The organism is Micromonospora yongxingensis, assembly GCF_052601155.1.
In genome coordinates this window covers 1-23922 of the sequence record NZ_JBQXEO010000007.1, presented here as the reverse complement: position 1 = coordinate 23922, position 23922 = coordinate 1, and the positions used below count along the sequence as shown (strand labels likewise).

The window sequence follows — 23922 nt, the reverse complement described above, 5'->3', positions numbered from 1 at the left end:
GCCAACCAACAGCTGCCCGGCCTCCGGGATCGGCGCCGAACTGCCCGGCTGTGGACCGAACACTGGGGTTGCTGCGGCGCTGGTAGCGTGTGTCTGCATTCCAGCCAGCCCGTCGCGGCGGAGTGTTTAGGAGCAATACGTGGTCGTGATCCTCCCCGAGGTTTCCCGCACCCTCAACGAGTACCTGCTCGTGCCGAACCTCACCACCGAGGACTGCACCCCGGACAACGTCGACCTGTCCACTCCCGTCGTGCGGCATCCGGTCGGTGGGGCGTCGCCGCTGCGCATCGCGGTACCGCTGGTCAGCGCGATCATGCAGGCGGTCTCCTCGCCCCGCCTCGCCATAGCGCTCGCGCAAACCGGTGGGCTGAGCTTCATCCACCAGAACCAGACCGTCGAGGCGCAGGCCGAGTCCGTCAGCGCGGTCAAACGCCACAAGGCGGGCTTCCGGCACTCGGACATCAACACGAAGCCGTCCGCGACGCTCGGCGAGGTCAGCCGCCTGCTCAAGGCCGCGGAACGGGACGTCGCGGTCGTCACCGACGACGGCACCTCCGGTGGCGTGTTCGTCGGCCTGATCTCGACCGCCGACTTCCACCCTCAGCGTCACGACCTGAACGACACGGTCGAGTCCCGGATGCGCCCGGCCGACGGTCTGGTCACCGCGCCACCGACGATCTCGCTGTCCGACGCGAACACCCTCATCTGGGACCACCGCCTCGACCTGCTGCCGATCGTCACCGCCGACGGTCATCTCGCGTCGATCGTGCTGCGCCGTGACTACGAGCTGCACAAGCAGTTCCGCAACGAGTCCATCGACGGCGACAAGCGGTTCCGGGTCGGTGCCGGAATCAACACCCGCGACTACCGCGACCGCATTCCCGCCCTCGTCGAGGCCGGCGCGGACGTGCTCTGCATCGACTCCTCCGACGGCCATTCGGTCTGGCAGCAGAAGACGTTGCAGTACGCCGTCGGTGAGCTCGGCGGCGCGGTCCCCGTCGGCGCGGGGAACGTCGTCGACGGCCGTGGATTCCGGTACCTCGCCGACGCGGGGGCCGCGTTCGTCAAGGTCGGTATCGGCGGTGGGTCGATCTGCATCACCCGCGACCAGAAGGGCATCGGCCGTGGGCAGGCTTCCGCGCTCAACGACGTGGTCGCCGAGCGCGACCGCTACGCAGCCGAGACCGGCATCTACGTGCCGATCTGCTGCGACGGCGGGCTCCTCGCCGACTACCACATGGCGATCGCCCTCGCCCTCGGCGCCGATTTCATCATGCTCGGGCGCTACTTCGCCCGATTCGACGAGAGCCCCTCGAACCTCGTCAACCTCGACGGGCAGATGTTCAAGGAATACTGGGGTGAAGGCTCCCAGCGGGCCCGGAACGTCGCCCGCTACGACCAGGGCGAGACCGAGCTGCCGTTCGAGGAAGGCGTCGACGGCTACGTGCCGTACGCCGGCAGCCTCTATCCCAACATCGCCCGTACGGTCGCGAAGCTGCGCGCCACCATGGTGAGCTGCGGTGCCGTCACGCTGCCGGACTTCCACCGCGACGCGACGCTTGTTCAGGTGTCGCAGCAGAGCTACGAGCAGAACGGTGCCGAGGTGCGGTTGCGCAGCGGCTCAGGCGGCAGCTGACAATAGACGGCCGCCCGCCGGACCGGGTGGCCGGCGGGCGTTCGGCGCCGTAGCGGTGTCACTCGCAGAACACCTGCACCTTGGTGTCGGGGTCGTCGACGTCGACGGTGACGTCGTCGAGCTGCTCGATGAGTTCCTCGATGTGCTGCGGCTTGAGCTGGGTCAGGTCGATGGGGACACCTGACTTGTTCAGCTTGGCGTTGACCTCGGTGAGCGCCTGGGGAGGGATGAGGCTCGTGAGCCGGACTCCGGCGCGCAGCAGCTGTAGCGGGACCCGGACGTTGACCCGGCTCGGCCCGTTGAAGTCGTCCTCCGAGTGCATCACCACGCGCAGGTATTTCGGTCGGGTTTTCGCGCGGGGCGCGGCTCCCGGGGGCGACTCGGGCTGTTCCCGTTCGAGGGCGTTGATCAGCCGTTCGGCCTCGTCCGCGGTGATCTTGCCCTCGCCCAGCATCTCAAGAATCTGGCGGCGTTGCTCGTTCACTGGTCGCCCCTCTTCCTTCTCACTCATCTGACGCTGACCAGCACGGCCGTTCGGCCCTGCTCGATCTCGAACCGGCTGCCGGGCAGCGCCCACAGCAGTTGCGCGGTGCCGCGCAGCGCGCCCACCGGGCTGACCCGGAAGACGAGGCAGGCGACCAGTCCGGCCAGCCCGGCCACCAGCAGCAGCGGAGACAGCAGCAGCGCGACCGGCACGACCGGGACGTACAGCCGCAGCCAGCGGCCGTCGCGACGGCGTTGGTGGTACGTCACCAGCTGCGGGATCATCGGGATCGCTCCAGCTCGGCCAGAGCCTCCTGGACGTTGATCTCCCCGCGCCGCAGGCGGTCGACGACGTCGGCGCCGGTGGGCGCCGGGTCGGTGTCGACGAAGTCGAGGTGCTGGGCGATCCGGTTCAGCCGGGACTTGATCGTCGGATAGCTCACCCCGAAGATCCGCTCCATCTCCTTGATCGAGCCGTGCGACCGGACGAACGCGGCAACGAACACCTGGTCGTCGACGCTGAGCTGGGCCAGCTGCGGCGGCTCGAACTGGCCCTCGACCGCGATGCCGCTGCCGGAGAGACGGACCCGCTCGACCACGAACGGCTGCCCCTGCGTCAGGTCGGTCAGTTCCTGCCAGTCCACCCTCGGCTCCTCGCTTCGACAACGCCCGTGCCGCTCATTTGTACCTTGCCATTCTCAAGGACGCAATGTCGAAACCTCAACTTTCTTCATTTGAACATCAAGTATCTGGTTTCCCGGCTCCCGCCGACGATCGCCGTGCGCGCGCCGTGGCAGCATCGACCGACGCGCAGTGGCGTAGGAGCACCACAGGCGGATGACGGACGCCGCGCGGTTGGGAACGGATGGGGACCGACGGTCAGGCGGCGGGTGGGACCACGGACTGAATGCCTCCTGTGTGAGCTACCAAGTCCCGCGTAAGCGACAAATCTCTTAAGACGGAATATCGGTACGTCGAGTGCTGTGCTCACCGGTCCACGGCGTCGGCCTCGGGCAGTTCGTCGGGTTCGGCGACCCAGGCGGAGAAGACCGGCACCCCGTGCCACGGCCCGGTCCCGCCGTCGGAGCGCTTGTCGGTGGCGACCGCCACCACCGCGTACGGGTGGCCGAAGCGCAGCTCGGCGGTGCGGGCGACGCCCTCCGGCGGCAGACTGGTCAGCCCGAACATGCCGGTCACCGCCGCCGCCTCGAAGCCGTACCGGCCGTACCTGGCCATCGCCACCTGCCGCGCCTCGAAATCCCGCACCGGCAGCGCCAGCGTCCTCGCCAGCGTCGCCGACGCGGCCGGGAAGCCCAGCGCCGGAGCGGTCAGGTCGTGCTCGCTGCGGGCCGACCAACAGGGGAGCACCGCGCGGTGCCGCTCCTCGCGACCGTCGCGGGCACTGGTCCGTACCCGCTCCTCGTACAGCGCCCACAGGGGAGTGTCGCCGAGCGGCAGATCGAACAGTGAGCGGCGACCGGCAGGTTCACCGCCGTCGGCGGCGCCGGCGCTCATCCGGTACGCGGCCGCCAGCACATCAGCGGGCGGCACCTGCGGTGCGGCGGCCACCGAGACGACCATCAGGCCCGCACCGTTGGCCGCCTGGGCCGGCGCGGCGTGCACGATCACGTCACCGGCCCGCTCGGTCGTCGCGATGGCGCTCCGGTGGCCGTGGCCCGGACTGCGCAGCACCCGGCGCAGCCGGCTCGCCCAGGCGCTGCCCGTTCCGAGAGCGCTGGCCTCGGCCACCTCGAACGGGTCGGCCCACGAGATCCTCGTCGCCAGCGCGCTGGCCAGGGCCAGCACCACGTCCGGCCCGACCCGCAGTGGGAACCTCTCGATCAGGCCATGGGTGTGCTCGCGCGCCCAGGCGTCCAGTCCGGCCTGGTCGGGTAGCGGGCCGACGTCGGTCGTCGCGGGGAGGGCGTCCCGCCAGCCGGTCGACCCGTTGGCGCGCTGATCCGGCCGGTGCCACAGCGCGGTCGCGGACGCGACCAGCGGGTGGGGCGCGTCCAGCAGTGCGCGGGCGACCTCGGCGGCGCTGGTCAGGTCGGTGCCGAGGGCCTCCGCCAGCCCGTCGGCCGCCGGGCGGTCCGCGCCGCCGGTCGCGGTCGTGGCGGCGACCGCGAGCAGCAGCCAGGCACCGAGAGGGGAGGCGACGTGGTGCCGGTCGCCGATCGTGGCGTGCAGCCGCGCGGCGTACCCGGAGAGCGGCCCGTGCAGGTCGGTCGTCATGCCCCCACTCTGCCCGCCCCCGTCCGGTACGGCATCCTCGCCGACCCGGCTCACGACCACAGTTCGAACGGTTCGTCGATCTCCTCACCGGCCAGGAACGGTGTGATCAGCCGGGGGAGCTGGCCGGGGTAGAACCGTTCCCGGCTGTCCACCACCTCCACCAGCGGCCACCAGCGGAAGCCGAAGTAGTCCTCCACCTCGTAGTCGAGCCGCTGCGCCTCGTCCACGTCCGGCCCGGGGCCGGCCAGCCGCACCGCGACGACCACCTCGTCCTGGACGTGGCGCAGCTGACGGTGCAGGAAACTCGCCCGTCGTCGCCAGGTCGGTGCGCCCACCTGGTCCGGGCTCACCGCGATGCCGGTCTCCTCGCGCAGTTCCCGCACCGCCGTGTCGCGGTAGGTCTCCCCGGGATCCATACCCCCGCCGGGCAGCTCCCACCAGGTGCCCAGGCGGGGGTGGTCCGGGTCTCGGGTGTGGAACAGCAGCACCCGGTCGGCGGAGTCGCGGACCACGACCCGCACCGCGCTCCGCTCAAGGATCGGCAGGTCACGCGGCAGCTCAACCATCGGTACGCCCGGCGCCCGCGACCTCGGTGCGACCCAGTCGTACGGAGGTGCCACCGCGCAGCGAATTGGGTATCTCGGCGATCGCGTCCACCCGCTCGATCAGTGCCCGGAGCAGCTCCGGCGGGGCGTCGCCCTCGACCCGTACGTCGTAGCGGACCTCCGTGGACACGGCCGGCTCGCCGGTGAAGTCGCCCCGCACCGTCACCTCGACCCGGTGCAGGTCGAGGCCGGCGGCCCGCGCCTCCCGGAACAGGTCGTTGGAGACGCAGCCGGCGACCGCGAGGTAGAGCAGTTGGCCGCCGTTGAAACCGAGCCCGCCGCCGCCGGCATCCGCCGGCCGGTCCACCACCAGGGTGTACGCCCCGGCGGACCCGAGCGCCGTAACCGCCCCGGGCAGGCTCCTCGTCCGTACCTCAATGGTCACTGCGGCGCACCTCCGTGTCGTCCCGCTGCCGGGCACCAGTCTGCCGCAGCGGCGTCCGCTCCGGCGCCCGGCGCGGCGCCCGGTAGGCTGCCCGCCGTGGCTGGTCTGTTGAGGAATGTGGCGGCGCGCATCTCCCGGGTGGGCGCGGTGATCCCGTCGCCCCGGCGCACCGGGCCGGCCCCGGCTCAGGTGGCCCGCCGGCGCCAGGTGAGCGCGTTGCAGCGACGGGAGCTGACCTACGCCCCGGAGCGGGACGGGCAGGCCGACCCCGGCGAGATCGTGTGGACGTGGGTGCCGTACGAGGACGACCCCCGGCAGGGCAAGGACCGCCCGGTGCTGGTCGTCGGCCGGCACAGCAGGACGCTCTTCGGGCTGATGCTGTCCAGCCAGAGCGAGCGGCACGGCCAGCGCCACTGGTTCGCGCTCGGGCCCGGCGACTGGGACCGGGACAACCGGCCGAGCTGGGTTCGACTCGACCGGGTGCTCACCATGCGCGAGGACAGCATCCGCCGCGAGGGCGCCGTGCTGGACCGGGCCCGGTTCGACCGGGTCGGGCAGGCTCTACGCGCCGGGTACGGCTGGCGCTGACCGCACCCCAGAGCCGGTGGTGGGACGGCCCGTCAGGCCGGCTCGCGGCTGGGACCCACCCCGGCGCCCCGCGCGTCCGGCGGCGGGTACGGCTGCTCGGCGAGCAGCCGGGCCAGGTGGGCGCTGTTGAGCGCCAACGCCTTCGTGGTGCGGCCGGTCGTGTCGGGCTTGGGGCCGGCGTCGCGGTAGTCCGTCTTGTGCAGCGCCTCGCCGACCCAGTAGGTGGCGCCGGCGGCCGGGCAGGTGAAGCCGACCTCGTTGAGTGCCTGCTGCACCTGGCCGATCGTGTGGTGGGCGCCGTCCTCGTTGCCGACGACGGCGACGCCGCCCACCTTGCCGTAGGTGAGCAGACGGCCCTGGTCGTCGGTCTCGGAGAGTTCGGCGTCGAGGCGTTCGAGGACCATCTTGCAGACGCTGGACGGCTGACCGAGCCAGATCGGCGTGGCGATGATGAGGATCTGGGCTGGCAGCAGCTTGGCCCGGATGCCCGGCCACCCGTCGCCGCCGCCCTCGTCGGTCGACACCCCGAACCGCACGTTGTGGTCGACCACCCGGATGATCTCGCCGTCCACGCCCTGCTCGGAAAGCTCGGCGAGCACCTCCCGCGCGAGCTTGTCGGAGCTGGACGGTGCCGGTGACGGCTTGAGGGTGCAGTTGAGCACCAGGGCGCGGATCTTCGCCACGTCGGTTCCTCTCGGCCGCCGGTCGGGATGTTCGCCACCTCGTACCCCGCGCCGGCCCCGATGACACGGAGGCCGGCTGTGTTCTCCGGAAGGGTGTTGACGCAGCCCACTTGAGCTGTATATTCAACCCATCGGTTTATAAGCCAGTTGGTAGAGAGCGACACCATGACAACAGATCCGGTCAGCACCGTGTTCGCTGCCCTGGCCGACCCGACGCGTCGGGCCATCCTGGCCCGGCTGGCGGCCGGCGAGGCGACGGTCAACGAGTTGGCGGAGCCGTTCCCGATCAGCGTGCAGGCGATCTCCAAGCACCTCAACGTGCTGGAGCGCGCCGGGTTGATCGTGCGGACCCGCGAGGCGCAGTGGCGTCGCTGCCGGCTCGACCCGGCGCCGTTGCGCACGCTCGCCGACTGGGTCGAGCAGTACCGCCGGCTCTGGGACGACCGCTACGACACGTTGGACGACTACCTACGCGACCTGAAGGAGAACAGCCATGAGTGACCTCGCCATCGACCTCCCGTCCGACCGGGAGATCACCCTCACCCGTTCCTTCGACGCCCCGCGCGAGCTGGTCTTCGCCGCGCACACCCAGGCCGAGCACCTGAAGCGGTGGTGGGCGCGCGGCAACCCGGTGGACGTCGAGATCGACTTCCGGGAGGGCGGCAGCTACCGCTGCGTCGAGCACGCCGACGACGGCAACGACTACGCCTTCCGGGGCGAGTACCGGGAGATCGTCGCGCCGGAGCGGATCGTGCAGACCTTCGAGTTCGAGGGCATGCCCGGCCAGGTGGCGGTGGAGACGCTGGTCTTCACCGAGCACGAAGGCCGCACCACGCTCACCAGCACCACCCGGTTCGACACCACCGCGCAGCGCGACGGCATGGTCGAGTCCGGCATGGCACAGGGCGCCGCCGCGTCGTACGCCGCGCTCGACCGGCACCTCGCCACCCTGCGCTGACCGGTCGTCGCCCGGTCTAATTCGGTGGGCCGGGCGACCCACCCGGTGGCATGGTGTCGCGCATGATCGAGGACGCGTCCCGGCAGGTTGCCGCCTGGGTCCAGGCAGACTTCGGCATCGAGCTGACCACCATGGACGAGGTCACCCACGGGGCAGACCAGCACGCCCGGCTCTGGCGGGCCGGGACCGCCGACGGCAGCCGGTACGCGGTGAAGGTGAGCGGCGGCGGCACGCCCGCTGGCCTGGTCGTGGCGGCGCACCTCGCCGAGCAGAAGGTGCCGGGCATCCCCGCGCCGCTGCGTACGCACGACGGGCGGCTGTGCGGTGACCGCGAGGGCCGTCGCCTCTCGGTGGTGCCGTGGGTCTCCGACCGGCGGGCGCTCGACGGCCCGATGACCGGGGCGCACTGGCGCGCGTACGGCGAACTGCTGGCCGCGGTGCACGCGGTGCCGGTGACCGACGAGCTGGCGCGGCGGCTGCCGGCCGGCGGCGCGACGTACCCGACGATCGTGGCCGCGACCCGCGCGATGGCCGAGCGGCTGCGCGACCCGGACCCGGCCGACCCCGCCGGCCCGCTTCTCACCGAACTGGCGGCCGTCTGGGCCGCGGCGGCGCAGCGGGTGTCCACACTGGTCGAGGGGGTCGAGCGCCGCTCCGGCGCGCGGCCGGGTCCGGTGGTGGTGTGTCACGGCGACCCACACCTGGGAAATCTGCTGCTCGGCCCCGGCGGGCAGGTCTGGCTGATCGACTGGGACGACGCCGTGCTCGCCCCGCCCGAGTGTGACCTGATGTTCGTCATCGGCGGGGTGCTCGCCTTCGCACCGATCACCGCGGAGCAGCAGGCGGCCGCCCTCGCCGGCTACGGACGGGCGGACGTCGACCGGGCCCGCCTGGCCTGGTTCCTCGCGGTCCGCGCGCTGGACGATCTCAGCGACTGGACCGGGCAGGCGTTGGACACCGAAGTCAGCGCGGCAGACCGGACCAGGGCGGCGGAGATCGTACGGGGACTCGTGTCGCCGGTCGGCCTGGTCACCCTCGCCGACCGGGCGCTGCGTGGCCTCGACCCGCGGGGGTGAGCACGGCCCGGGCGGTGGCGGGGCCTGGACCGCTCAGCACTCGGCCAGGCGCACGCTGTCGACGAGCTGCCGGGGCGAGCGGCTGCCGCCGAGGCTCTTCGCCTGGTACATGGCCGCGTCGGCGCGGCTGAGCGCGTCGGTGAGCTGGGCCGGGCCGGCGACCGGGGCGAGCCCGACCGAGGCGGTCACCTGGACGCTGCCGGAGCCCAGGCGGATCGGGGCGGCGACGGTCTCGCTGAGCCGCCGGGTGGCGTGCTCGATCCAGCGCCGGTCGACGGTCGGGCTCGCGAGCAGCCCGGCGAACTCGTCCCCGCCGAGACGCGCGACGAGGTTGTCCCCGGCGAACCCGGCCAGCCGTTCGGCCACGCAGATCAGCACCTGGTCACCGGCGGCGTGCCCGTACCGGTCGTTGATCTGCTTGAAGTCGTCCAGGTCGAGCACGATGGCGATCAACGGCTGCCCGGCCGCGTCGGTGAGCAGGGTGGCGGCGAGCCGGTAGAAGGCGCGCCGGTTGGGCAGCCCGGTGAGCGGGTCGTGACTGGCGGCGTGCCGCTCGGCGGCGAGTTCGGCCTGGAGGTGCCCGATCTCGGCCTCGGCGCGCAGCGCCCGCCGGCGGAGTTGCCAGGAGGAGAGCAGCGCCCCCGCGGCGCAGATGCCGGAGGCGACAGTCATCGGATCCGGCACGAGCCCTCCCATCGCCGCGACCGCCTCCAGCCTTCGGCCAGCGCGGCGCGCGTGCCGCGTCGGGCCCAGTTCTTCTCCGTCGTTGCCCCAGACGGGGTAACTCAACGTGAACGGATGGGCACCGTTCACGTGCGTTATCATGCTCGCCGTCCGGTGCAGATGCAATAGCAGATGCACGTGCAGCACGGTCCAATGTCGATACCGCACCCCTCGCCGTCACCGCTCCTCCCCACGGGCATCGGCGGGCTCGTGAGCAGAAAGACGCCCTCATGCAGCAGCCAACGAATGGCGTTCCGATCCATCAGTTGCCCCCGCTGAGCTGGCAGAAGAGTCGCCGCAGCAACCCCAGCGGGAACTGTGTCGAACTCGCCGAACTGCCCGGTGGAGCCGGCATCGCGGTCCGCAACTCGCGACATCCGGAGGGGCCGGCGCTGATCTACACCGTGGATGAGATCGCGGCCTTCGTGCTGGGCGCGCGGGACGGCGACTTCGACCACCTGATCAACTGAACGTTGCCGATGGACCATCCCGGCGACGGGACTGATTCACCGCTCCGGAGGAGTACACCTCACTGTCGGTCCATGGCATGCTTACACGTCGGTCGGGCCGGGTGCCCGACCACCGTGGTCGGTATCCGGAGGTCCGCACGTGACGATGGTCCCCGCCGAGGGCGGCCCGACAAGCGGGCCGACCGTTCTGCGCATGCTGCTCGGTGCCCAGCTGCGCAGGCTGCGGGAGTCCAGCGGGGTGACGCGGGAGGGCGCCGGCTGGGAGATCCGGGCATCCGAATCCAAGATCAGTCGGATGGAGCTGGGTCGGGTCGGGTTCAAGGAACGCGACGTGTCGGACCTGCTCACCCTCTACGGCGTCACCGACCAGCAGGAGCGGGACGCGCTGCTCAAACTGGCCCGGGACGCCAACAGCCCCGGCTGGTGGCACCGCTACGGTGACGTCCTGCCCACCTGGTTCCAGTCCTACCTGGGTCTGGAGGCGGCGGCCGCGCTGATCCGCAGCTACGAGGTGCAGTTCGTGCCCGGCCTGTTGCAGACCCGGGAGTACGCCCGGGCGGTGGTGCTGCTCGGGCACGGCGCGGCCGATCCGGCCGAGATCGACCGGCGGGTCGCCCTGCGGATGCAACGCCAGCAACTGCTCCGCCGCGAGCACCCCCCGCAGCTCTGGGCCGTGGTGGACGAGGCCGCGCTGCGCCGCCCGATCGGTGGCCCCGAGGTCATGCGCGGCCAGTTGACCGCCCTCATCGAGGCGACCAAGTCACCCACCATCCGGCTCCAGGTCATCCCGTTCGCCGCCGGTGGCCACGCCGCCGCCGGGGGAGCTTTCACCATCCTGCGCTTCGGCGACCAGGAGCTGCCCGACATCGTCTACATCGAACAGCTCACCAGCGCCATCTACCTCGACAAGCGCGACGACCTGGACTACTACGCCGTCGCCATGGAGCGGCTCTGCGTCGAGGCCGAGCCGCCGGAGCGTACGGCGGACATCCTCGGACGGCTGCTGGAGGACATCTACCCGGCCTGAGCAGTGGCCGCGGGCCGAGTTGACGGCTTCTTCACCCATCTCGACGTGGTCGAGGTGAGCATGTACGGCGCGGTGGCCCGCCTGCCCTGATCCGACGGCACGACGGCTCACCGGCCTCCGCGGGATCGACACGTGGTATTGACCGACGCCGACCGGTCCAGCTAGTCTCTGAATCGATACAGACTGGATCGATACAGAGGGGCGCCGGTGAAGCCAACCCTGCAAGCCGTGGCGGACGCCGTCGGCGTCTCCCGCAGCACCGTGTCCAACGCCTACAGCCGCCCCGACCAGCTCTCCTCCGCGCTGCGCGAGCGGATCCTGGACGCAGCCCGGCAGCTCGGCTACCCGGGCCCCAACCCCACGGCCCGCTCGCTGCGCCGCGGCTTCGTCGGCTCGATCGGGGTGCTGTTCACCTCCCAACTGTCGTACGCCTTCACCGACCCGTTCGCGGTCCGCTTCCTCGCCGGCGTTGGCGCGGCGGCCGAGCGGCACGGCACCAGCATGCTGCTGGTGCCACTGCCACCGGCGCAGACCGACGCCCGGCGGGCCGTGGAGAACGCCGCCGTCGACGGCTTCTGCGTCTACTGCGTCGCCGACGAGGAATGGGCCTTGGACGTGATCCGGCAACGGGGTCTGCCGTTCGTCAGCACCGCCGCCCGAGACGACGCCGGCCCCGACGAACGGTTCGTCGGCATCGACGAGCGGGCCGCCGCGCGTGGCATCGCCGCGCACGTGGCCGGCCTCGGTCACCGCCGGGTGGCCCTGCTCGCCGACTCCGTGGTGCTCGACGCGCCGGCCGGCCCGCTCACCCTGTCCGGGGTGCACGAGGTGGGGCACCCGACGACGCGGGGTCGGCTCGCCGGGTTCGCCGACGCGTTCGCCGAGGTCGGCGTCGAGTGGGCCGAGCTGACCCTGCTCAACGCCCGGAGCAACAGCCGCGAGGCGGCGGCCGTCGCCGTCGCCGGGCTGTTCGACCGGCCCACACCACCGACCGCCGTGCTGGCCGGCTCCGACGTGCTCGCCCTCGGCGTGCTCGACGCGCTGGCCGAGCGGCCGGCCGGCCGGCGCCCGCCGGTCTCGGTGACCGGCTTCGACGACGTTCCCGAGGCCGCCGCCGCCGGCCTCACCACCGTCCGGCAACCGGCCGAGGAGAAGGGCCGGATCGCCGCCGAGCTGCTGCTCGACCCGCCCGTGGACGCCGCAGCCGGTCATGTGCTGCTGCCCACCGCACTCGTCGTCCGGGCCTCCACCGGACCTGTCCCGAGGAGTTGACCATGGAACACTCGACCGGATACTTCGCCGCCCTCGACGCGGTGAACCGACACGTCAACTCGGCCCGCCCGGACGCCCCGGTCCAGGTCGAACGCGTTCGCCCGGCGTTGCTCGCCCCGACCCGGCAGGCCACCGCCGTCGCCCTGCGCCGGCTCGCCGACCGGATCCAGCCGCGACCGCTGCCCACCGTGACCCGCTGCTCGTAGCCTGATCCGGCCAGCGGCACCGGTCATTTCGGTACGCACGGGAGGAGTCGGTCGGGACCAGGCACGCTGGGTGGTCGAGCGGGACACAGCCAGGCAGACTGGTGTGGCCATGTCACCGTTCACGCCCACCCTCCGCCTCCACGACCGCTACGTGCTGCACGAGCGGATCGGCCTCGGCGGCATGTCCGAGGTGTGGCGGGCCGACGACGAGGTGCTCGGCCGACCGGTCGCGGTCAAGGTGCTCGCCGGGCAGCTCGCCGCCGACCCGCAGTTGCGGGCCACCATCCAACGGGAGGCCCGCGCGGCCGCCCGGCTGACCCACCCGCACGTGACCCAGGTGTACGACTACGCCGAGGCGACCCTGGCCGGCGGCGTGGTGGTGCCGTACCTGGTCATGGAACTGGTCGACGGGCACAACCTCGCCGACCGGCTCCGGACCGGGCCGCTGCCCTGGCCGGAGGCGATCCGGGTGGCCGGGCAGATCGCGGCGGCGCTGGCCGCCGCGCACCGCATCGGCGTGGTGCACCGCGACATCAAGCCCGGCAACATCATGCTCACCGACACCGGTGCCAAGGTGCTCGACTTCGGCATCGCCGCCCTCGGTGGGCCGCACCACCCACTCGGCGGCCAGGCCGGCGAGCCCCTGATGGGCACGCCGGCCTACTTCGCCCCGGAGCGGCTGGCCGCCGGCCCGCCGGACCCGGCCAGCGACGTCTACGCCCTCGGTGCCCTGCTCTACCGCACCCTCACCGGGGAGGCGCCGCTGCCCGTGCAGAGCTGGGAGGACGCGCTGGAGGTGCACCGGCGGGGCACTCCGGTGCCGCCGCTGCGGGTGTCCGGCCTGCCGACCGACATCGCCGAGCTGACCGTCGCCTGCCTGGCCGCCGACCCGGCCCGCCGGCCGACCGCCGCGCAGCTGGCGATCCGGTTCGGTGCCGGCCAGCCCGTCGAGCCGCCCACCGAGATGCTGCGCCTCCCGGCGTCGGTCAACCTGGCCCACCCGCCCACCCTGATCGATCGCTCGGCGGCCCGCCCCCACCCCGTGCCCGCCGATGCCGCACCGCGCCGGCGACGGTCACGGCGACCCCTCGCCGTGCTGGTCGCCGCCGGTCTCGCGGCACTGGTCGGCCTCGGCGCGCTGCTCTCCCAGAGCATCGACCCGCCCGACTCGTCGCAGGCCGCCGACACGCCGTCGGCCAGCGCCGCCGCACCGTCATCCACCAGCGGCTCGCCGACGCCGGCCGCACCGTCCTCGCCGCCGCCGTCAAGCAGCAGTCCGGCGCCCTCGACGGTCGGTCAGCAGATGCCGGTCAGCCTGCGACAGGTGACCAACGAGTTCGCCTCCGTGCTCGCCGAGGCGCAGGCCCGCGGCGAGATCGACCGGAGGACCGCCGAGGATCTGCGTGACGACCTGGCCGATCTGAACGGCCGGTCGAAGGACCGCGCCAGGCGCGTCGCCGACCTGCGGGAGCGCATCGCCGAGCTGGCGGACCGGGACCGGGACCGGCTGTCGGCGCGGACGGCCGCCCAACTCGACACCCTGCTGACCCAGGCCGCCCGCTTCTCCACCGGCCGTACGGACGACTGATCCATCCATCAGCGCCGCTGGCATGATGGTCCGATGCGGACGCGGCTGATCTTCGTACGACATGGCGAGTCGGTCCACCACGTCGAGGGGATCGTCGGCGGCCCGCACGGTTGCCGGGGCCTGACCGACCTGGGCCACGACCAGGCGCGCACGTTGGCACGGAGACTCGGCGTGGATCTGGCCGCCGACCGGCCGGCCGCGGTGTACTCGTCCGTGCTGCGCCGGGCCGTCCAGACCGCACAGCCGATCGCCGCGGCGCTGGGCGTCAACGGGGTCGCCGACTGCGGCCTGTGCACCTGGCACACGCCGCCGTACGCCGACGGGCTGCCGATCACCCGTTTCCAGGCGGACTACACGGCCGAGGGCGGGGGCGTGTTCCGGCCCTTCGAGAGGGGCAACGAGAGCTGGGCCGAGCTGGTCGTCCGCGTGAGCCGAGCCATCACCGAGATCGCACACCGCCACCGGGGTGCCACGGTGCTGCTGGTCGGGCACACCGAGACGGTCGAGAGTTCGTTCCACGCGCTCGCGGCTCAGCCGCTCTACCGGGCGTTCGACCTGGGGGTGGCCGCGGCATCGATCACCGAATGGACCACCGACGACGACACCGCCGCCTGGCCGCCGGCCCGCTGGACCCTGCGCCGCTTCAGTGACACCGGGGGTCTGTGACAGCGGGTGAGCCCTACAGCTTGATCCAGTATCGCCGCACCGCGCCGAGATCGGTGTCCCGGATGTCCTCGAGGACCCCGCCGTGGTGCTCGATCGTCCGCGCCGAGGCGACGTTGTGCACCTCGCAGGTCACCAGCACCCGATCGAGGCCGAGCGCCCGCGCCGCACCGAGCATCCGCCCCAACGCCCAGGTCGCCAAACCGCGCCGGCGCGCCGACGGTCGGATGCCATAGCCGATGTGGCCGGCGACCCGCAGCAGGTAGTCGTCGAGCTCGTGCCGCAGCGCGATCCCGCCGAGAACCTGGTCGCCCTCGACGATCCATCGGTACGTGCACCGCACCTGACCGGTGGGCAGCGGCTTCGCGGGGTCCGACTCGTCAGCCAGCAGCCTCACCCAGGCCCCGAACCCGGCGGGCGAGCGCACCTCATCGGAGGGCCGCAACCCGAAACCGTCCTCGTGCAGGCCCGGACCCCACTCGGCGTGCGCCTCCAGCCAGGCGGCGTGCAGGCGGACGGTCGGAGCGATCAGCTCGGGCATGCGGCGACGATAGCCGTTGTCACGGCCACGCCCTGCCGCCTGGACCACCCCGCGGACGACGGTTGTAGTCTCCGCCCTCATGAGCTGGCTGCCTGACGACTTCGTCCACCCCGTCCATGTGCCCGTGCCCGACACGGCGCTCCACCTGCGGCCGATTCGGGAGGCGGACACCCCGCTCGACTACCCGGCCGTGATGGGCTCCCGAGAGCGCCTGTGGGAGATCTTCGGCCCGGCCTGGGCCTGGCCGAGCGAGACGATGACGTACGAGGAGGACCGCGTCGACCTGCTGCGGCACGAGAAGGAGATAGCCGCACACCAGTCGTTCAACTACGCGCTGCTGGACGAGGAGGAGACGGCCATCCTCGGCTGCGTCTACATCGACCCACCCGAGCGCACCGGTTCCGACGGGGAAATCTCCTGGTGGGTGGTGGACGACCTGGTCGGCGGCGAGGTGGAGCGCGCGCTGGACGCGCTGGTGCCGCAGTGGACAGCCGCCGACTGGCCCTTCCAGCAGCCCCGTTTCCTGGGTCGCGACATCAGCTGGCAGGACTGGCTCGCGCTGCCGCGCGTCTCCTGACACAGCACGCCGATTCGTGCCCGTCGGCCGTAGTCTCACCGTCATGACGACAACGCAGACGCACACCCTCGCCGCACCCGGCGTCGACCTGGTCTACGACGTCCGCGGCCCGCTTCCCCCGTCCGGCGGGCACCCCGCGCTGCTGATGATCGGACAGCCGATGACGGCGGAGGGCTTCGGCGCGCTCGCCCCACACTTCACGGACCGCACCGTGGTCACCTACGACCCGCGCGGCCTGGGCCGCAGCATCCGCAAGGACGGCCGATCCGACCACACGCCGCAGCAGCAGGCGGCCGACCTGCACCTGCTGATCGAGGCGCTCGGCGCCGGGCCGGTCGACGTCTTCGCCAGCAGCGGCGGTGCGGTGACCGCGCTCGAACTGGTCGCGACCCACCCCGGCGACGTCGTCACGCTGGTGGCGCACGAGCCGCCGATCAACGCGGTGCTCCCCGACGCCACGGCCGCCGAGCGCGCCCGGGCCGGCTTCTACGAGGCGTACCAGGCGAAGGGCACCGGCGCGGGCATGGCCGCGTTCATCGCGATGACGTCCTGGCAGGGCGAGTTCACCGACGCCTACTTCGCCCAACCCACGCCCGACCCGGCGACGTTCGGCCTGCCGACCGACGACGACGGCACCCGCGACGATCCGCTGCTGTCGCAGAGTTCGTGGGCGATCACCGACTACCGCCCCGACGCCGACCTGCTCACCGCTGCATCGACCCGGGTCGTGGTCGCGGTGGGCGAGGAGTCGGCGGGGACGTACACCGCGCGTACGGCCCTCGGCCTTGCCGCACTGCTCGGCCAGGAGGCCGTGGTGTTCCCGAGCCACCACGGCGGTTTCCTCGGTGGTGAGTTCGGTTACGCGGGCAAGCCCGAGGAGTTCGCGGCGAGGCTGCGCGAGGTGCTGGACGCCGGTTGACCGTCCAGACAGGACTCAGCCGAAGGAGGTGAGGGCGCCGCGCTCGTCGAAGCGGGCCGTGCCGGCCCAGGCGATCTCCCACCGGTTGCCCTCGGGATCGGCGATGTAGGCCGAGCGCCCACCCCAGGACCGGTCGGTCGGGTCGGCCACCACCGATGCGCCGGCCGCGACGGCCGCGGCGAAGGCCGTGTCGACCTCCGCGCGGCTGTCGACGTTGCAGGCCAGGGTGACGCCGGACCAGCCACCGGCCGGATCGGACGCGCCAGGCGCCGCCTCGGCCGCCAGGTCGGGCAGCGGATAGAGCGCGAGCAGGACGCCGCCCAGCAGGAACGCCGACCAGCCGTCGTCACTGGATGGCAGCTCGGGCCAGCCCAATGATCGGTAGAACGAGCGCAGCGCGCCGATGTCGCGCGCGGCCAGGGTCACGACGGACAGTCGAGCGGGGAGTGGGCCCATGCGGCCGATCCTGCCCGAGCCGTACGACATGTCCCTGACCAACGCGATACCCGACGCTGGTCACCGGGCAGCGGTCAGGTCGGCTCGGCAGCCGGGGCCGGGACGGCCTTCTCCGCCCGACGACTCACCTCTTCCCAGCCGGTCCAGGTGTCCATGCGTCGTCGGGAGATGTCGAAGGCGAGGTCGTAGACCATGCTGCCCAACAGGAGCCGCAGCGGCGGGTCGTCGCTGGCGACCAGCGTCATCAACGCCTCGGCGGCCAGCCGTGGTTCGCTGTCGATCGACCCGTCCGCCCACTGCCTCTCCAACTCCGCACGGAGGGAGTCGTAGGCGGCGTCGGGGGTGGTCGCCGTGCTGCTGGTGTAGAGGTCCGTCCAGTAGCCTCCCGGCTGGACGATGGTGACCTTGACACCGAACCCGGCGGCCTCGGCGGCCAGCGCCTCGCTCATGCCCTCCAGCGCGAACTTGCTGGCGCTGTAGAGGCCGGTGCTGGGGAAACCGCCGAGCGCACCGATGCTGGAGATCTGCACGATGTGTCCGCTGCCCTGGGCCCGCATCGCCCGCAGGGCGGCCTGGCTGACCCAGAGCGCGCCGAAGAAGTTGACGTCCAGTTGGGCACGGGCCTCGGCTTCGGTGAACTCCTCCACCATGCCCGCGAAGAGCGCCCCGGCGTTGTTCACGACGATGTCGAGTCGGCCGTAGTGCTGGACGGCCCGGTCGACACCGTCGAAGACGGCCGAGCGGTCGGTGACATCGAGGCGCAGTGCCAGCAGGCGGTCGGGGTGTCGGGCGACGAGATCGTCGAGTGGGGAGATGTCGCGGGCGGCGCCGACAACCCGGTCACCGGCGGCGAGCGCCGCCTCGGTGAAGGCGCGTCCGAGACCACGGCTGGCCCCGGTGATGAACCAGACCCGGGAGGGGGCGGTGCCTGAGGTTTCCATGAGGCTCCTTCAGTCGGGCAAGACGAACCGTACCGTCTCGTTGCTGCATGACCTTACCCGCACAGTGCCGACTGTCAAGACGGACCGTCTCGTCTCTTCCTTGCTAGATTGGACGCGTGTCCAAGAAGGTCGCCCCCGACTCCACCCGCCGCAGCGAGACAGCCCGGCGCGCCATCCTCACCGCCGCCCTCGACCTCGTCGCCGAGGTGGGTTACGCGAAACTCAGCATCGAGGGCATCGCGGCCGCGGCCGGCGTGGGGAAACAGACCATCTACCGCTGGTGGCCCTCCAAGGGTGCGCTGCTGTTCGACGCCTTCCTCGCGCTCACCACGGAGGGGCAGGACGGGCAGGGCGGCGCACTGCCCGACACCGGCGACCTGGCTGCCGATCTGAAGGCGGTCCTACGGGCCACCATCATCGAGCTGGACGACCCGCGCTACGACCAGCCCATGCGTGCCCTGCACACCGAGATCGTCCACGATCCCGTCCTGGCGGCCGACTATGCGAAGCGGCTGGACGAGCCGATGCGGGAGCTCAAGAAGGACCGGCTGCGCGCCGCCCAACGCGCGGGGCAGTTGGCCGAGGACATCGACCTCGACGTGGCCGTCGACATGCTCTTCGGACCGGTCCTCAACCGGTGGCTCCAGCGCACCGGCCCCCTGAACTCCGACTACGCCGACCAGGTGGTCGACACGGCACTGCGCGGTCTCCGGCCGCGCGAGGCGTGACCCGGGCGAGGACCGAACCGGCCCCGTTCCTCAGCCGACCGTGACGCGATCGCCCTCCGCCACCCGGCCGGGCCGGACGACCCGCGCGTACGCGCCCACGCACGGCTGCGGCCCCAGGCCCGGCAGCGGCTCGACCCGGTTCAGCCGCGCAGGCACCCGCAGCGCCCCGGTCTCCCGGGGCAGCGGGCCGTGCGCCAGCGTCGGCACCGCGCAGCGCGGCGTCGGCGCCAGCACGGCCAGCACCAGGCTCGGGCCGATCCGTAGCTCGCGGCCGACCCACCCGTTCTCGGCGAAGGCCTCCCCGGGCGCGTCGAGCACCAGGTTGGGTCGGTAGCGCTGCACCGTTCCGGCGCCGGGCGGAAGGTCCGTGGCGATGCGGTCCAGGGTGGCGGTGGTGACGAGGTGGATCGGAGCGAAGTCGAAGAAGGTGCCCGGCGCGGCCGAGCCGAGCGGGCTCTCGTCCGCCGGGACCTCGTCGGTCCATCCGGCGGCCAGCACCGCGTCCGGGTGGGACCGCAGCAGCGTGGCGTCGGCCGGTACGGAGTCGACCAGCGTCACCGGGCGACCCGCCGCCGCGGAGAGCGCCACGTCGATGTCGGGGTCGACGGTCGACAGCTGCCGACCGTCGGCCAGGGTGATCCGTACCTGATCGGGCGCCGCGCCGGCCGCCCGCAGGGTGAGCAGGGTGCGCCAGCGGTGGGGTTGCTTGGCGCTGGCCACCCGTCCGGTGGCTCTGTCCAGCAGGGCCAGCGCGCGGTCACCCGCGAGGCCCCTCGCGCCCACCTCGGCGGCCGGCAGCCGCTCTCCCAGCAGGGACTTCACCGGATAGCGCCGCAGGTGCACCAGTCGCCCGGAATCCACCACGCCACCCTAGCCGTGCGGGATCGCCGGCCCGTTCACCCGGTGCGGGCGGTCGATTCGAGGCTGGCGCCGACCAGCTCTCCCGGCTCGGATCCCGTCCGGGCGCGCAGCTCACCATGCGGCGTCCAGATGGCCGACCGGCCGGCCGCCTCGGTGTAACCGCCACCGGTCGACCCGGCGAAGCTCGCCATCGCCACCCACACCCCGTGCGTGGTGGCGATCCGGTGGGCCCGCTGGTCCGGCACGGCCACGTCGGTCGCCGACTCCAGCACGCCCGCCGCGTAGACGTCGATGCCGAGCGCGGCGGTCTCCGCCGCGTGCGCGGCGACGCCGGTGTCCTTGCAGATCGCCAGCCCCACCCGCCACCCGTCCACATCGAGCACGGTCGGCGCGTCACCCGGGCGGAACCGGTGGGCCTCCGCGTCACCCAGCCACATCTTCCGGTACGCCACGGTCGCACCGGCCCCGGTCACCGCCAGCGTCGCGATGTGGTCACCGGCGACCGGCGCGCCGGCCAGGGCCAGCGCGCCGGTCTGGGCGCACGCCTCGACCAGCGGCGTCAGTCGGGGGTCGTCGACCGGCACGACCGGGGCGTCCAACTCGTACCCCGTCAGGGACAGCTCCGGAAAGAGCACCACCCGGGCACGGGCCGCGCGGACCGCGGCGGCGTGCGCCCGCGCGTTCGCCGCGACGTCCCGGGGTACGCACAACGGCTGCGCCACCGCGAGCCGCAGCGGGGTGCGGTCTTCCACACCCCCGCGGCTGGGGTCGACCCGCGCGGCCGGGCGGTCGACCTCATGGTCGACTCTCAGGATCACTTCGTAGCGTGGGGGCATGATTCGAACGTCCCACGTCGTGCTCGCCACCGGAACCCCCACCGCTGCGGCCGAACCACCGCAGGATGGAATGGTCGGCTACGTCAGTGACCTGGTGGAACGGCTCGGCGGGCCGGGTGCCGGCCTGGCAGTGGCGCTGGAGAACCTGTTCCCGCCGATCCCGAGCGAGGTGATCCTGCCGCTGGCCGGGTTCGTCGCCGCGCAGGGCCGGATCAGCCTGATCGGCGCGATCTTCTGGACAACTCTGGGCTCGGTGGTGGGTGCGCTGGCGCTCTATCTGATCGGCGCGTCACTGGGTCGGGACCGGATGCGCGCCATCGTGGCCCGGCTGCCGCTGGTGAAGCTCAGCGACGTGGACCGGACCGAGGCGTGGTTCCTCCGGCACGGCGTGAAGGCGGTCTTCTTCGGCCGGATGATTCCGATCTTCCGGAGCCTGATCTCCATTCCGGCCGGGGTGGAGCGGATGCCCGTCACCACCTTCCTGCTCTACACCACGCTGGGCAGCCTCATCTGGAACACCACCTTCGTGCTGGCCGGCTACCTGCTCGGCGACAACTGGCACCTCGTCGAGGGGTACGTCGGCGTGCTCCAGAACGTCGTGATCGTGGTCTGCGGGGCGGCCGTCGCCTGGTTCGTCGGGTCTCGTGTGCTGCGGGCCCGCCGTGCCGGCCACGACCCCGAGGCGGCCACCAGCGACGCCTCGGAGCACTGGGAGCACGGCGTACCCGACCCGGGCGGTCGCGGCACGCTCTACCGTGGCGGCTCGTGGGCCTCCGAGGAACGCTAGGCCGGCGAATGGGCGGACTCGGCGGGCGAGGGCGGCAGGCGGTGGGGGAGCGTCGGACCGGTCGCTGGTCGGAGCGGTCGCGGCTGCCGGTCGGCGTCGCCGCCGGGACCGCGACCGCCGTCGTCGAACTGGTCTTCCTGGCCGTCGCGGCCGTGGCGCTCGCCGTGTCCGCGCCCGCGCCCGCGGCGGGCCGCCGGGTCGCCGACCTGACGAGTCGGTACGCCGCACTGCTGCTGCTCGTGGAACGCCGTCGGCTGACCCGGCTGCTCGCCGCCGGTGAGCTGCCCGCGCCGGTCGGCGCGGTGACCCGGCGGCAGGTCGGCTACCTGGCCGCCCGGCTGCTGCCGGGCGCGCTCGGCCTCCTGGCATACGCGGTGCTGGGCGTCGGCGTGGTACTGGCCGGGATCGTGCTGCTCGCGACCGTACGCGGCGAGCTGAGCCTCGTCGACGCGCTGGTCCAGGTCGTCGTCGGCGCCGTACTGCTGCTGCTCAACGTCCAGGCCATCGCCAGCGTCGCCGCGTTGGACGTTCGGCTCGCTCGGCGGCTGCTCGGCCCGGGGAGCCGCGCGGAGCTGACGCAGCGGGTCCGCGAGCTGACCACCAGCCGGGCCGGGGTCATCGCCGCCGTCGACGCCGAACGGCAGCGCATCGAGCGCGACCTGCACGACGGGCTCCAGCAGCGGCTGGTCGCGCTCGGCATGTTGCTCGGCCGGGCCCGACGTGCCCGGGACAGCGACCGCACCCGGGCCCTGCTCGCCCAGGCACACGAGGACGTGCAGCGGGCCGTCGAGGAGCTGCGTGAGGTGGCGTGGCGGGTCTACCCGTCGGCGCTGGACGGCAGCGACCTGGGCGAGGTGCTCGCCATGGTCGCCCGCCGCTCCGAGGTGCCGGTGCGGATCCGCTGCGATCTGCCGGTCCGCCCCGACCGGCAGATCGAGACGGTGCTGTACTTCGTGGCCTGCGAGGCGCTCACCAACGCGGCGAAACACGCCGCCGCTAGCCTGGTCACCGTCGAGATCGGGGTACGGGAGGGGTGGGTCCGGATGCGCGTGCACGACGACGGCGTGGGCGGTGCGGACCCGGCCGGGCGCGGACTGTCCGGCCTGACCCGACGGGTCGCCGCGCTGGACGGCCGGCTGCGGGTGGCCAGCCCGGTGGGCGGCCCGACCACCGTGCTCGCGGAGCTTCCGTGCGGCTAGTCCTCGCCGAAGACTCGACGCTGCTCCGGGAGGGCCTGGCGCGGCTGCTGGCCGAGGAGGACCACGAGGTGGTCGCGGCGGTCGGCACCGCCGACGAACTGGTCGAGGCGGTCGGACGGTGCCGTCCCGACGTCGTCGTCACCGACGTCCGGATGCCGCCGACGCACACCGACGACGGGCTACGCGCCGCCCTGGAGATCCGCCGGCGCTGGCCCACCACGGCCGTCCTGGTGCTCTCCCAGTACGTGGAGCGGCGGTACGCCGGCCGACTGCTCGCGGACCGTCCCGAGGGGGTCGGATACCTGCTCAAGGACCGCGTCGCCCAGGTCGACGACTTCCTCGACGCACTGGACCGCGTCGCCGCCGGGGGTACCGCGCTCGACCCGGAGGTGGTCCGCCAGGTGGTGGCCGGTTCCGACCGGCCGGACCCGTTCGGTCGGTTGACCCCGCGCGAACGGGACGTGCTGCACGAGATGGCCCAGGGGCACACGAACGCCGCGATAGCCCAACGGCTGCACGTGTCGCAGAGCGCGGTGGAGAAGCACGTCAACGCCATCTTCGACAAGCTGGACCTCGCCCACACGGCCGGCTACAGCCGCCGGATCCTCGCCGTGCTGCGCTACCTGGGCACCTGACACGCCTCGCACGGCGCGCGTCACCCTGATCGACTCGCGGTCGGTGATATCGGGGTGTCCGGGTGCCGAGGATGGCCCGGTTTCGGTGATCTGGATTCGATCACCGCCGATCACCCGGCGTTGGGGTAGGCCGTGTGTGGCCTCCCGGCGGCTTTCTTGGCAGCAAGCCCACCGGGTGGCGGTCGCGGTCGTGGCCGCGATACCTGTGAGGCATATATATATCTGTGAGGTATCGCCGGTCGTGTCGAGGCCGGCCGGGTGTCGCCTTCTGAGGTGATCGACTCGCCGTCAACGGTGTCGGGGGGTCCCGGGGGTGGGGATGGCCCGATGTCAGGGATACCGAGTCGATCACCACCGCTAGGGCCGGTGTGACGCTGGACGGTCGGGCGAACTGACCCGCAAGTGGCCGTGTGTCCGGTTCATGCCGCGTTGACCTGTGACCCGGTGCACCCGTGCGCCGGAATGGGGGCCGGCCGGGGGTGGTTACATACCCTGACGATCGCAGCACCACGGCCCGCCGCCCCGACCCCCGGGTTGGAATGCCAGGCCATAGCCGATCGTTACAGATCCCCTGAACGACCGCACCAGCACCGCACGACACGGTGCCAGTGGATGGGCCACCCCCGGAATGACCGCGGCCCGGCGGTCGTTACACATCCCCGAACGACCGCACCAGCACCGCACCACAGGGTGCCAGCGGACGGGCCACCCCCGGAATGACCCCGGCCCGGCGGTCGTTACACACAGACCCGGCGCCACGAGCCCCCCGCCCGTGAGCCGCCGAACTGACTTTTTCCCCGTGTTGGAGAAGCGCCGGACGAGGTGCTTGCACCCCTATGCCGTT

General features: G+C 72.4%; 30 protein-coding genes. 17 read left to right on the top strand and 13 right to left on the bottom strand.

Annotation, left to right across the window (positions count from 1 at the left end):
- Nucleotides 1-139 precede the first annotated feature (139 nt).
- Complete coding sequence (locus ACTWLT_RS11155) at nt 140-1636, top strand: IMP dehydrogenase (RefSeq protein WP_445318278.1); 1497 nt, start codon at nt 140-142, stop codon at nt 1634-1636.
- Between the two features lie 58 nt (nt 1637-1694).
- Here ACTWLT_RS11155 and ACTWLT_RS11150 read toward each other — a convergent pair whose 3' ends face one another.
- From ACTWLT_RS11150 to ACTWLT_RS11125, 6 genes are all read right to left on the bottom strand, one after another.
- Nucleotides 1695-2120 carry an SHOCT-like domain-containing protein gene (locus tag ACTWLT_RS11150; RefSeq protein WP_445318277.1) on the bottom strand — a complete coding sequence of 142 codons (426 nt, stop codon included), beginning with the start codon at nt 2118-2120 and terminating at the stop codon, nt 1695-1697.
- 23 nt (nt 2121-2143) lie between these two features.
- Nucleotides 2144-2404, bottom strand: a complete 261-nt coding sequence (locus tag ACTWLT_RS11145; protein WP_445318276.1) for a hypothetical protein — start codon at nt 2402-2404, stop codon at nt 2144-2146.
- Nucleotides 2401-2763, bottom strand: coding sequence for a DUF2089 domain-containing protein (locus ACTWLT_RS11140; RefSeq protein ID WP_445318275.1), 363 nt, complete (start codon nt 2761-2763; stop codon nt 2401-2403). The genes ACTWLT_RS11145 and ACTWLT_RS11140 overlap by 4 nt, the downstream gene beginning before the upstream one ends.
- Before the next feature lie 343 nt (nt 2764-3106).
- The gene (locus ACTWLT_RS11135; RefSeq protein ID WP_445318274.1) at nt 3107-4354 is read right to left on the bottom strand and encodes a hypothetical protein; all 1248 of its coding nucleotides are present in this window, start codon (nt 4352-4354) and stop codon (nt 3107-3109) included.
- A 50-nt stretch (nt 4355-4404) separates the two neighbouring features.
- A complete protein-coding gene (locus ACTWLT_RS11130; protein ID WP_445318273.1) occupies nt 4405-4920 on the bottom strand; it encodes an NUDIX hydrolase in 516 nt (171 codons plus the stop codon).
- Nucleotides 4913-5344 carry an OsmC family protein gene (locus ACTWLT_RS11125; protein WP_445318272.1) on the bottom strand — a complete coding sequence of 144 codons (432 nt, stop codon included), beginning with the start codon at nt 5342-5344 and terminating at the stop codon, nt 4913-4915. Before ACTWLT_RS11125 ends, ACTWLT_RS11130 begins: the two co-directional genes overlap by 8 nt.
- Nucleotides 5345-5440: 96 nt before the next feature.
- On the opposite strand from ACTWLT_RS11125, the gene ACTWLT_RS11120 reads away from it, so the two are divergent.
- Complete coding sequence (locus tag ACTWLT_RS11120) at nt 5441-5932, top strand: type II toxin-antitoxin system PemK/MazF family toxin (RefSeq protein ID WP_252417498.1); 492 nt, start codon at nt 5441-5443, stop codon at nt 5930-5932.
- A gap of 32 nt (nt 5933-5964) precedes the next feature.
- Here the strand turns inward: ACTWLT_RS11120 and ACTWLT_RS11115 are convergent, their stop codons facing one another.
- On the bottom strand, nt 5965-6615 hold the full coding sequence (locus ACTWLT_RS11115; RefSeq protein ID WP_445318271.1) for a flavodoxin family protein: 651 nt from the start codon (nt 6613-6615) through the stop codon (nt 5965-5967).
- Nucleotides 6616-6780: 165 nt separating this feature from the next.
- Between ACTWLT_RS11115 and ACTWLT_RS11110 the strand changes: the two genes are divergently transcribed.
- From ACTWLT_RS11110 to ACTWLT_RS11100, 3 genes are all read left to right on the top strand, one after another.
- Nucleotides 6781-7116: an ArsR/SmtB family transcription factor gene (locus tag ACTWLT_RS11110; protein ID WP_252417496.1), complete on the top strand. Its 336-nt coding sequence runs from the start codon at nt 6781-6783 to the stop codon at nt 7114-7116.
- Nucleotides 7109-7573, top strand: a complete 465-nt coding sequence (locus ACTWLT_RS11105) for an SRPBCC family protein (protein WP_445318270.1) — start codon at nt 7109-7111, stop codon at nt 7571-7573. The genes ACTWLT_RS11110 and ACTWLT_RS11105 overlap by 8 nt, the downstream gene beginning before the upstream one ends.
- A 62-nt stretch (nt 7574-7635) precedes the next feature.
- Nucleotides 7636-8649, top strand: a complete 1014-nt coding sequence (locus tag ACTWLT_RS11100) for a phosphotransferase enzyme family protein (RefSeq protein ID WP_445318269.1) — start codon at nt 7636-7638, stop codon at nt 8647-8649.
- A gap of 33 nt (nt 8650-8682) precedes the next feature.
- On the opposite strand, the gene ACTWLT_RS11095 is transcribed toward ACTWLT_RS11100, so the two are convergent.
- Nucleotides 8683-9333: a GGDEF domain-containing protein gene (locus ACTWLT_RS11095; protein ID WP_445318268.1), complete on the bottom strand. Its 651-nt coding sequence runs from the start codon at nt 9331-9333 to the stop codon at nt 8683-8685.
- A gap of 269 nt (nt 9334-9602) precedes the next feature.
- On the opposite strand from ACTWLT_RS11095, the gene ACTWLT_RS11090 reads away from it, so the two are divergent.
- The 6 genes from ACTWLT_RS11090 (at nt 9603) to ACTWLT_RS11065 (ending at nt 14601) form a co-directional block, all read left to right on the top strand.
- Nucleotides 9603-9842 carry a DUF397 domain-containing protein gene (locus ACTWLT_RS11090; RefSeq protein ID WP_445318267.1) on the top strand — a complete coding sequence of 80 codons (240 nt, stop codon included), beginning with the start codon at nt 9603-9605 and terminating at the stop codon, nt 9840-9842.
- Nucleotides 9843-9987: 145 nt separating this feature from the next.
- Complete coding sequence (locus tag ACTWLT_RS11085; RefSeq protein WP_445318438.1) at nt 9988-10869, top strand: Sco1979 family transcriptional regulator; 882 nt, start codon at nt 9988-9990, stop codon at nt 10867-10869.
- 207 nt (nt 10870-11076) lie between these two features.
- Complete coding sequence (locus ACTWLT_RS11080) at nt 11077-12141, top strand: LacI family DNA-binding transcriptional regulator (protein ID WP_445318266.1); 1065 nt, start codon at nt 11077-11079, stop codon at nt 12139-12141.
- Between the two features lie 2 nt (nt 12142-12143).
- Nucleotides 12144-12347, top strand: coding sequence for a hypothetical protein (locus tag ACTWLT_RS11075; RefSeq protein ID WP_252417490.1), 204 nt, complete (start codon nt 12144-12146; stop codon nt 12345-12347).
- 109 nt (nt 12348-12456) lie between these two features.
- A complete protein-coding gene (locus tag ACTWLT_RS11070; RefSeq protein ID WP_445318265.1) occupies nt 12457-13935 on the top strand; it encodes a serine/threonine-protein kinase in 1479 nt (492 codons plus the stop codon).
- 33 nt (nt 13936-13968) lie between these two features.
- Complete coding sequence (locus ACTWLT_RS11065; RefSeq protein WP_445318264.1) at nt 13969-14601, top strand: histidine phosphatase family protein; 633 nt, start codon at nt 13969-13971, stop codon at nt 14599-14601.
- Nucleotides 14602-14614: 13 nt separating this feature from the next.
- Here ACTWLT_RS11065 and ACTWLT_RS11060 read toward each other — a convergent pair whose 3' ends face one another.
- On the bottom strand, nt 14615-15139 hold the full coding sequence (locus ACTWLT_RS11060) for a GNAT family N-acetyltransferase (RefSeq protein ID WP_445318263.1): 525 nt from the start codon (nt 15137-15139) through the stop codon (nt 14615-14617).
- Nucleotides 15140-15218: 79 nt separating this feature from the next.
- Here ACTWLT_RS11060 and ACTWLT_RS11055 point away from each other — a divergent pair, with 79 nt between their 5' ends.
- Both ACTWLT_RS11055 and ACTWLT_RS11050 read left to right on the top strand, forming a co-directional pair.
- Nucleotides 15219-15716: a GNAT family N-acetyltransferase gene (locus tag ACTWLT_RS11055; RefSeq protein WP_445318262.1), complete on the top strand. Its 498-nt coding sequence runs from the start codon at nt 15219-15221 to the stop codon at nt 15714-15716.
- Nucleotides 15717-15759: 43 nt separating this feature from the next.
- Nucleotides 15760-16635, top strand: coding sequence for an alpha/beta fold hydrolase (locus ACTWLT_RS11050; RefSeq protein WP_445318261.1), 876 nt, complete (start codon nt 15760-15762; stop codon nt 16633-16635).
- 15 nt (nt 16636-16650) lie between these two features.
- Here ACTWLT_RS11050 and ACTWLT_RS11045 read toward each other — a convergent pair whose 3' ends face one another.
- Together ACTWLT_RS11045 and ACTWLT_RS11040 are read right to left on the bottom strand one after the other, a co-directional pair.
- Entirely contained in the window at nt 16651-17091 is a 441-nt protein-coding gene (locus ACTWLT_RS11045) for a VOC family protein (protein WP_445318260.1), read from the bottom strand.
- 74 nt (nt 17092-17165) lie between these two features.
- The gene (locus ACTWLT_RS11040; protein WP_445318259.1) at nt 17166-18032 is read right to left on the bottom strand and encodes an SDR family oxidoreductase; all 867 of its coding nucleotides are present in this window, start codon (nt 18030-18032) and stop codon (nt 17166-17168) included.
- Nucleotides 18033-18148: 116 nt separating this feature from the next.
- Here ACTWLT_RS11040 and ACTWLT_RS11035 point away from each other — a divergent pair, with 116 nt between their 5' ends.
- A complete protein-coding gene (locus ACTWLT_RS11035; protein WP_445318258.1) occupies nt 18149-18760 on the top strand; it encodes a TetR/AcrR family transcriptional regulator in 612 nt (203 codons plus the stop codon).
- Between the two features lie 30 nt (nt 18761-18790).
- Here the strand turns inward: ACTWLT_RS11035 and ACTWLT_RS11030 are convergent, their stop codons facing one another.
- Together ACTWLT_RS11030 and ACTWLT_RS11025 are read right to left on the bottom strand one after the other, a co-directional pair.
- A complete protein-coding gene (locus ACTWLT_RS11030) occupies nt 18791-19621 on the bottom strand; it encodes an MOSC domain-containing protein (protein WP_445318257.1) in 831 nt (276 codons plus the stop codon).
- 35 nt (nt 19622-19656) lie between these two features.
- Nucleotides 19657-20373 (bottom strand): carbon-nitrogen hydrolase family protein, encoded by a 717-nt coding sequence (locus ACTWLT_RS11025; protein WP_445318437.1) that lies wholly within the window; start codon nt 20371-20373, stop codon nt 19657-19659.
- Between the two features lie 82 nt (nt 20374-20455).
- Here ACTWLT_RS11025 and ACTWLT_RS11020 point away from each other — a divergent pair, with 82 nt between their 5' ends.
- Genes ACTWLT_RS11020 through ACTWLT_RS11010 form a run of 3 tightly spaced genes read left to right on the top strand, consistent with a single transcriptional unit; the run spans nt 20456 to nt 23078 of the window.
- On the top strand, nt 20456-21244 hold the full coding sequence (locus ACTWLT_RS11020) for a DedA family protein (RefSeq protein ID WP_445318256.1): 789 nt from the start codon (nt 20456-20458) through the stop codon (nt 21242-21244).
- Nucleotides 21245-21285: 41 nt separating this feature from the next.
- Nucleotides 21286-22443 (top strand): sensor histidine kinase, encoded by a 1158-nt coding sequence (locus tag ACTWLT_RS11015; protein WP_445318255.1) that lies wholly within the window; start codon nt 21286-21288, stop codon nt 22441-22443.
- Entirely contained in the window at nt 22434-23078 is a 645-nt protein-coding gene (locus tag ACTWLT_RS11010) for a response regulator (protein WP_445318254.1), read from the top strand. The genes ACTWLT_RS11015 and ACTWLT_RS11010 overlap by 10 nt, the downstream gene beginning before the upstream one ends.
- Nucleotides 23079-23922: the final 844 nt, after the last annotated feature.

Coding starts and splice junctions, on each gene's coding strand:
- ACTWLT_RS11145 (WP_445318276.1), bottom strand. CDS start 2,404: ATGATCCCGCAGCTGGTGACGTACCACCAACGCCGTCGCGACGGCCGC.
- ACTWLT_RS11135 (WP_445318274.1), bottom strand. CDS start 4,354: ATGACGACCGACCTGCACGGGCCGCTCTCCGGGTACGCCGCGCGGCTG.
- ACTWLT_RS11130 (WP_445318273.1), bottom strand. CDS start 4,920: ATGGTTGAGCTGCCGCGTGACCTGCCGATCCTTGAGCGGAGCGCGGTG.
- ACTWLT_RS11110 (WP_252417496.1), top strand. CDS start 6,781: ATGACAACAGATCCGGTCAGCACCGTGTTCGCTGCCCTGGCCGACCCG.
- ACTWLT_RS11105 (WP_445318270.1), top strand. CDS start 7,109: ATGAGTGACCTCGCCATCGACCTCCCGTCCGACCGGGAGATCACCCTC.
- ACTWLT_RS11100 (WP_445318269.1), top strand. CDS start 7,636: ATGATCGAGGACGCGTCCCGGCAGGTTGCCGCCTGGGTCCAGGCAGAC.
- ACTWLT_RS11090 (WP_445318267.1), top strand. CDS start 9,603: ATGCAGCAGCCAACGAATGGCGTTCCGATCCATCAGTTGCCCCCGCTG.
- ACTWLT_RS11085 (WP_445318438.1), top strand. CDS start 9,988: ATGGTCCCCGCCGAGGGCGGCCCGACAAGCGGGCCGACCGTTCTGCGC.
- ACTWLT_RS11075 (WP_252417490.1), top strand. CDS start 12,144: ATGGAACACTCGACCGGATACTTCGCCGCCCTCGACGCGGTGAACCGA.
- ACTWLT_RS11070 (WP_445318265.1), top strand. CDS start 12,457: ATGTCACCGTTCACGCCCACCCTCCGCCTCCACGACCGCTACGTGCTG.
- ACTWLT_RS11065 (WP_445318264.1), top strand. CDS start 13,969: ATGCGGACGCGGCTGATCTTCGTACGACATGGCGAGTCGGTCCACCAC.
- ACTWLT_RS11060 (WP_445318263.1), bottom strand. CDS start 15,139: ATGCCCGAGCTGATCGCTCCGACCGTCCGCCTGCACGCCGCCTGGCTG.
- ACTWLT_RS11055 (WP_445318262.1), top strand. CDS start 15,219: ATGAGCTGGCTGCCTGACGACTTCGTCCACCCCGTCCATGTGCCCGTG.
- ACTWLT_RS11050 (WP_445318261.1), top strand. CDS start 15,760: ATGACGACAACGCAGACGCACACCCTCGCCGCACCCGGCGTCGACCTG.
- ACTWLT_RS11045 (WP_445318260.1), bottom strand. CDS start 17,091: ATGGGCCCACTCCCCGCTCGACTGTCCGTCGTGACCCTGGCCGCGCGC.
- ACTWLT_RS11040 (WP_445318259.1), bottom strand. CDS start 18,032: ATGGAAACCTCAGGCACCGCCCCCTCCCGGGTCTGGTTCATCACCGGG.
- ACTWLT_RS11020 (WP_445318256.1), top strand. CDS start 20,456: ATGATTCGAACGTCCCACGTCGTGCTCGCCACCGGAACCCCCACCGCT.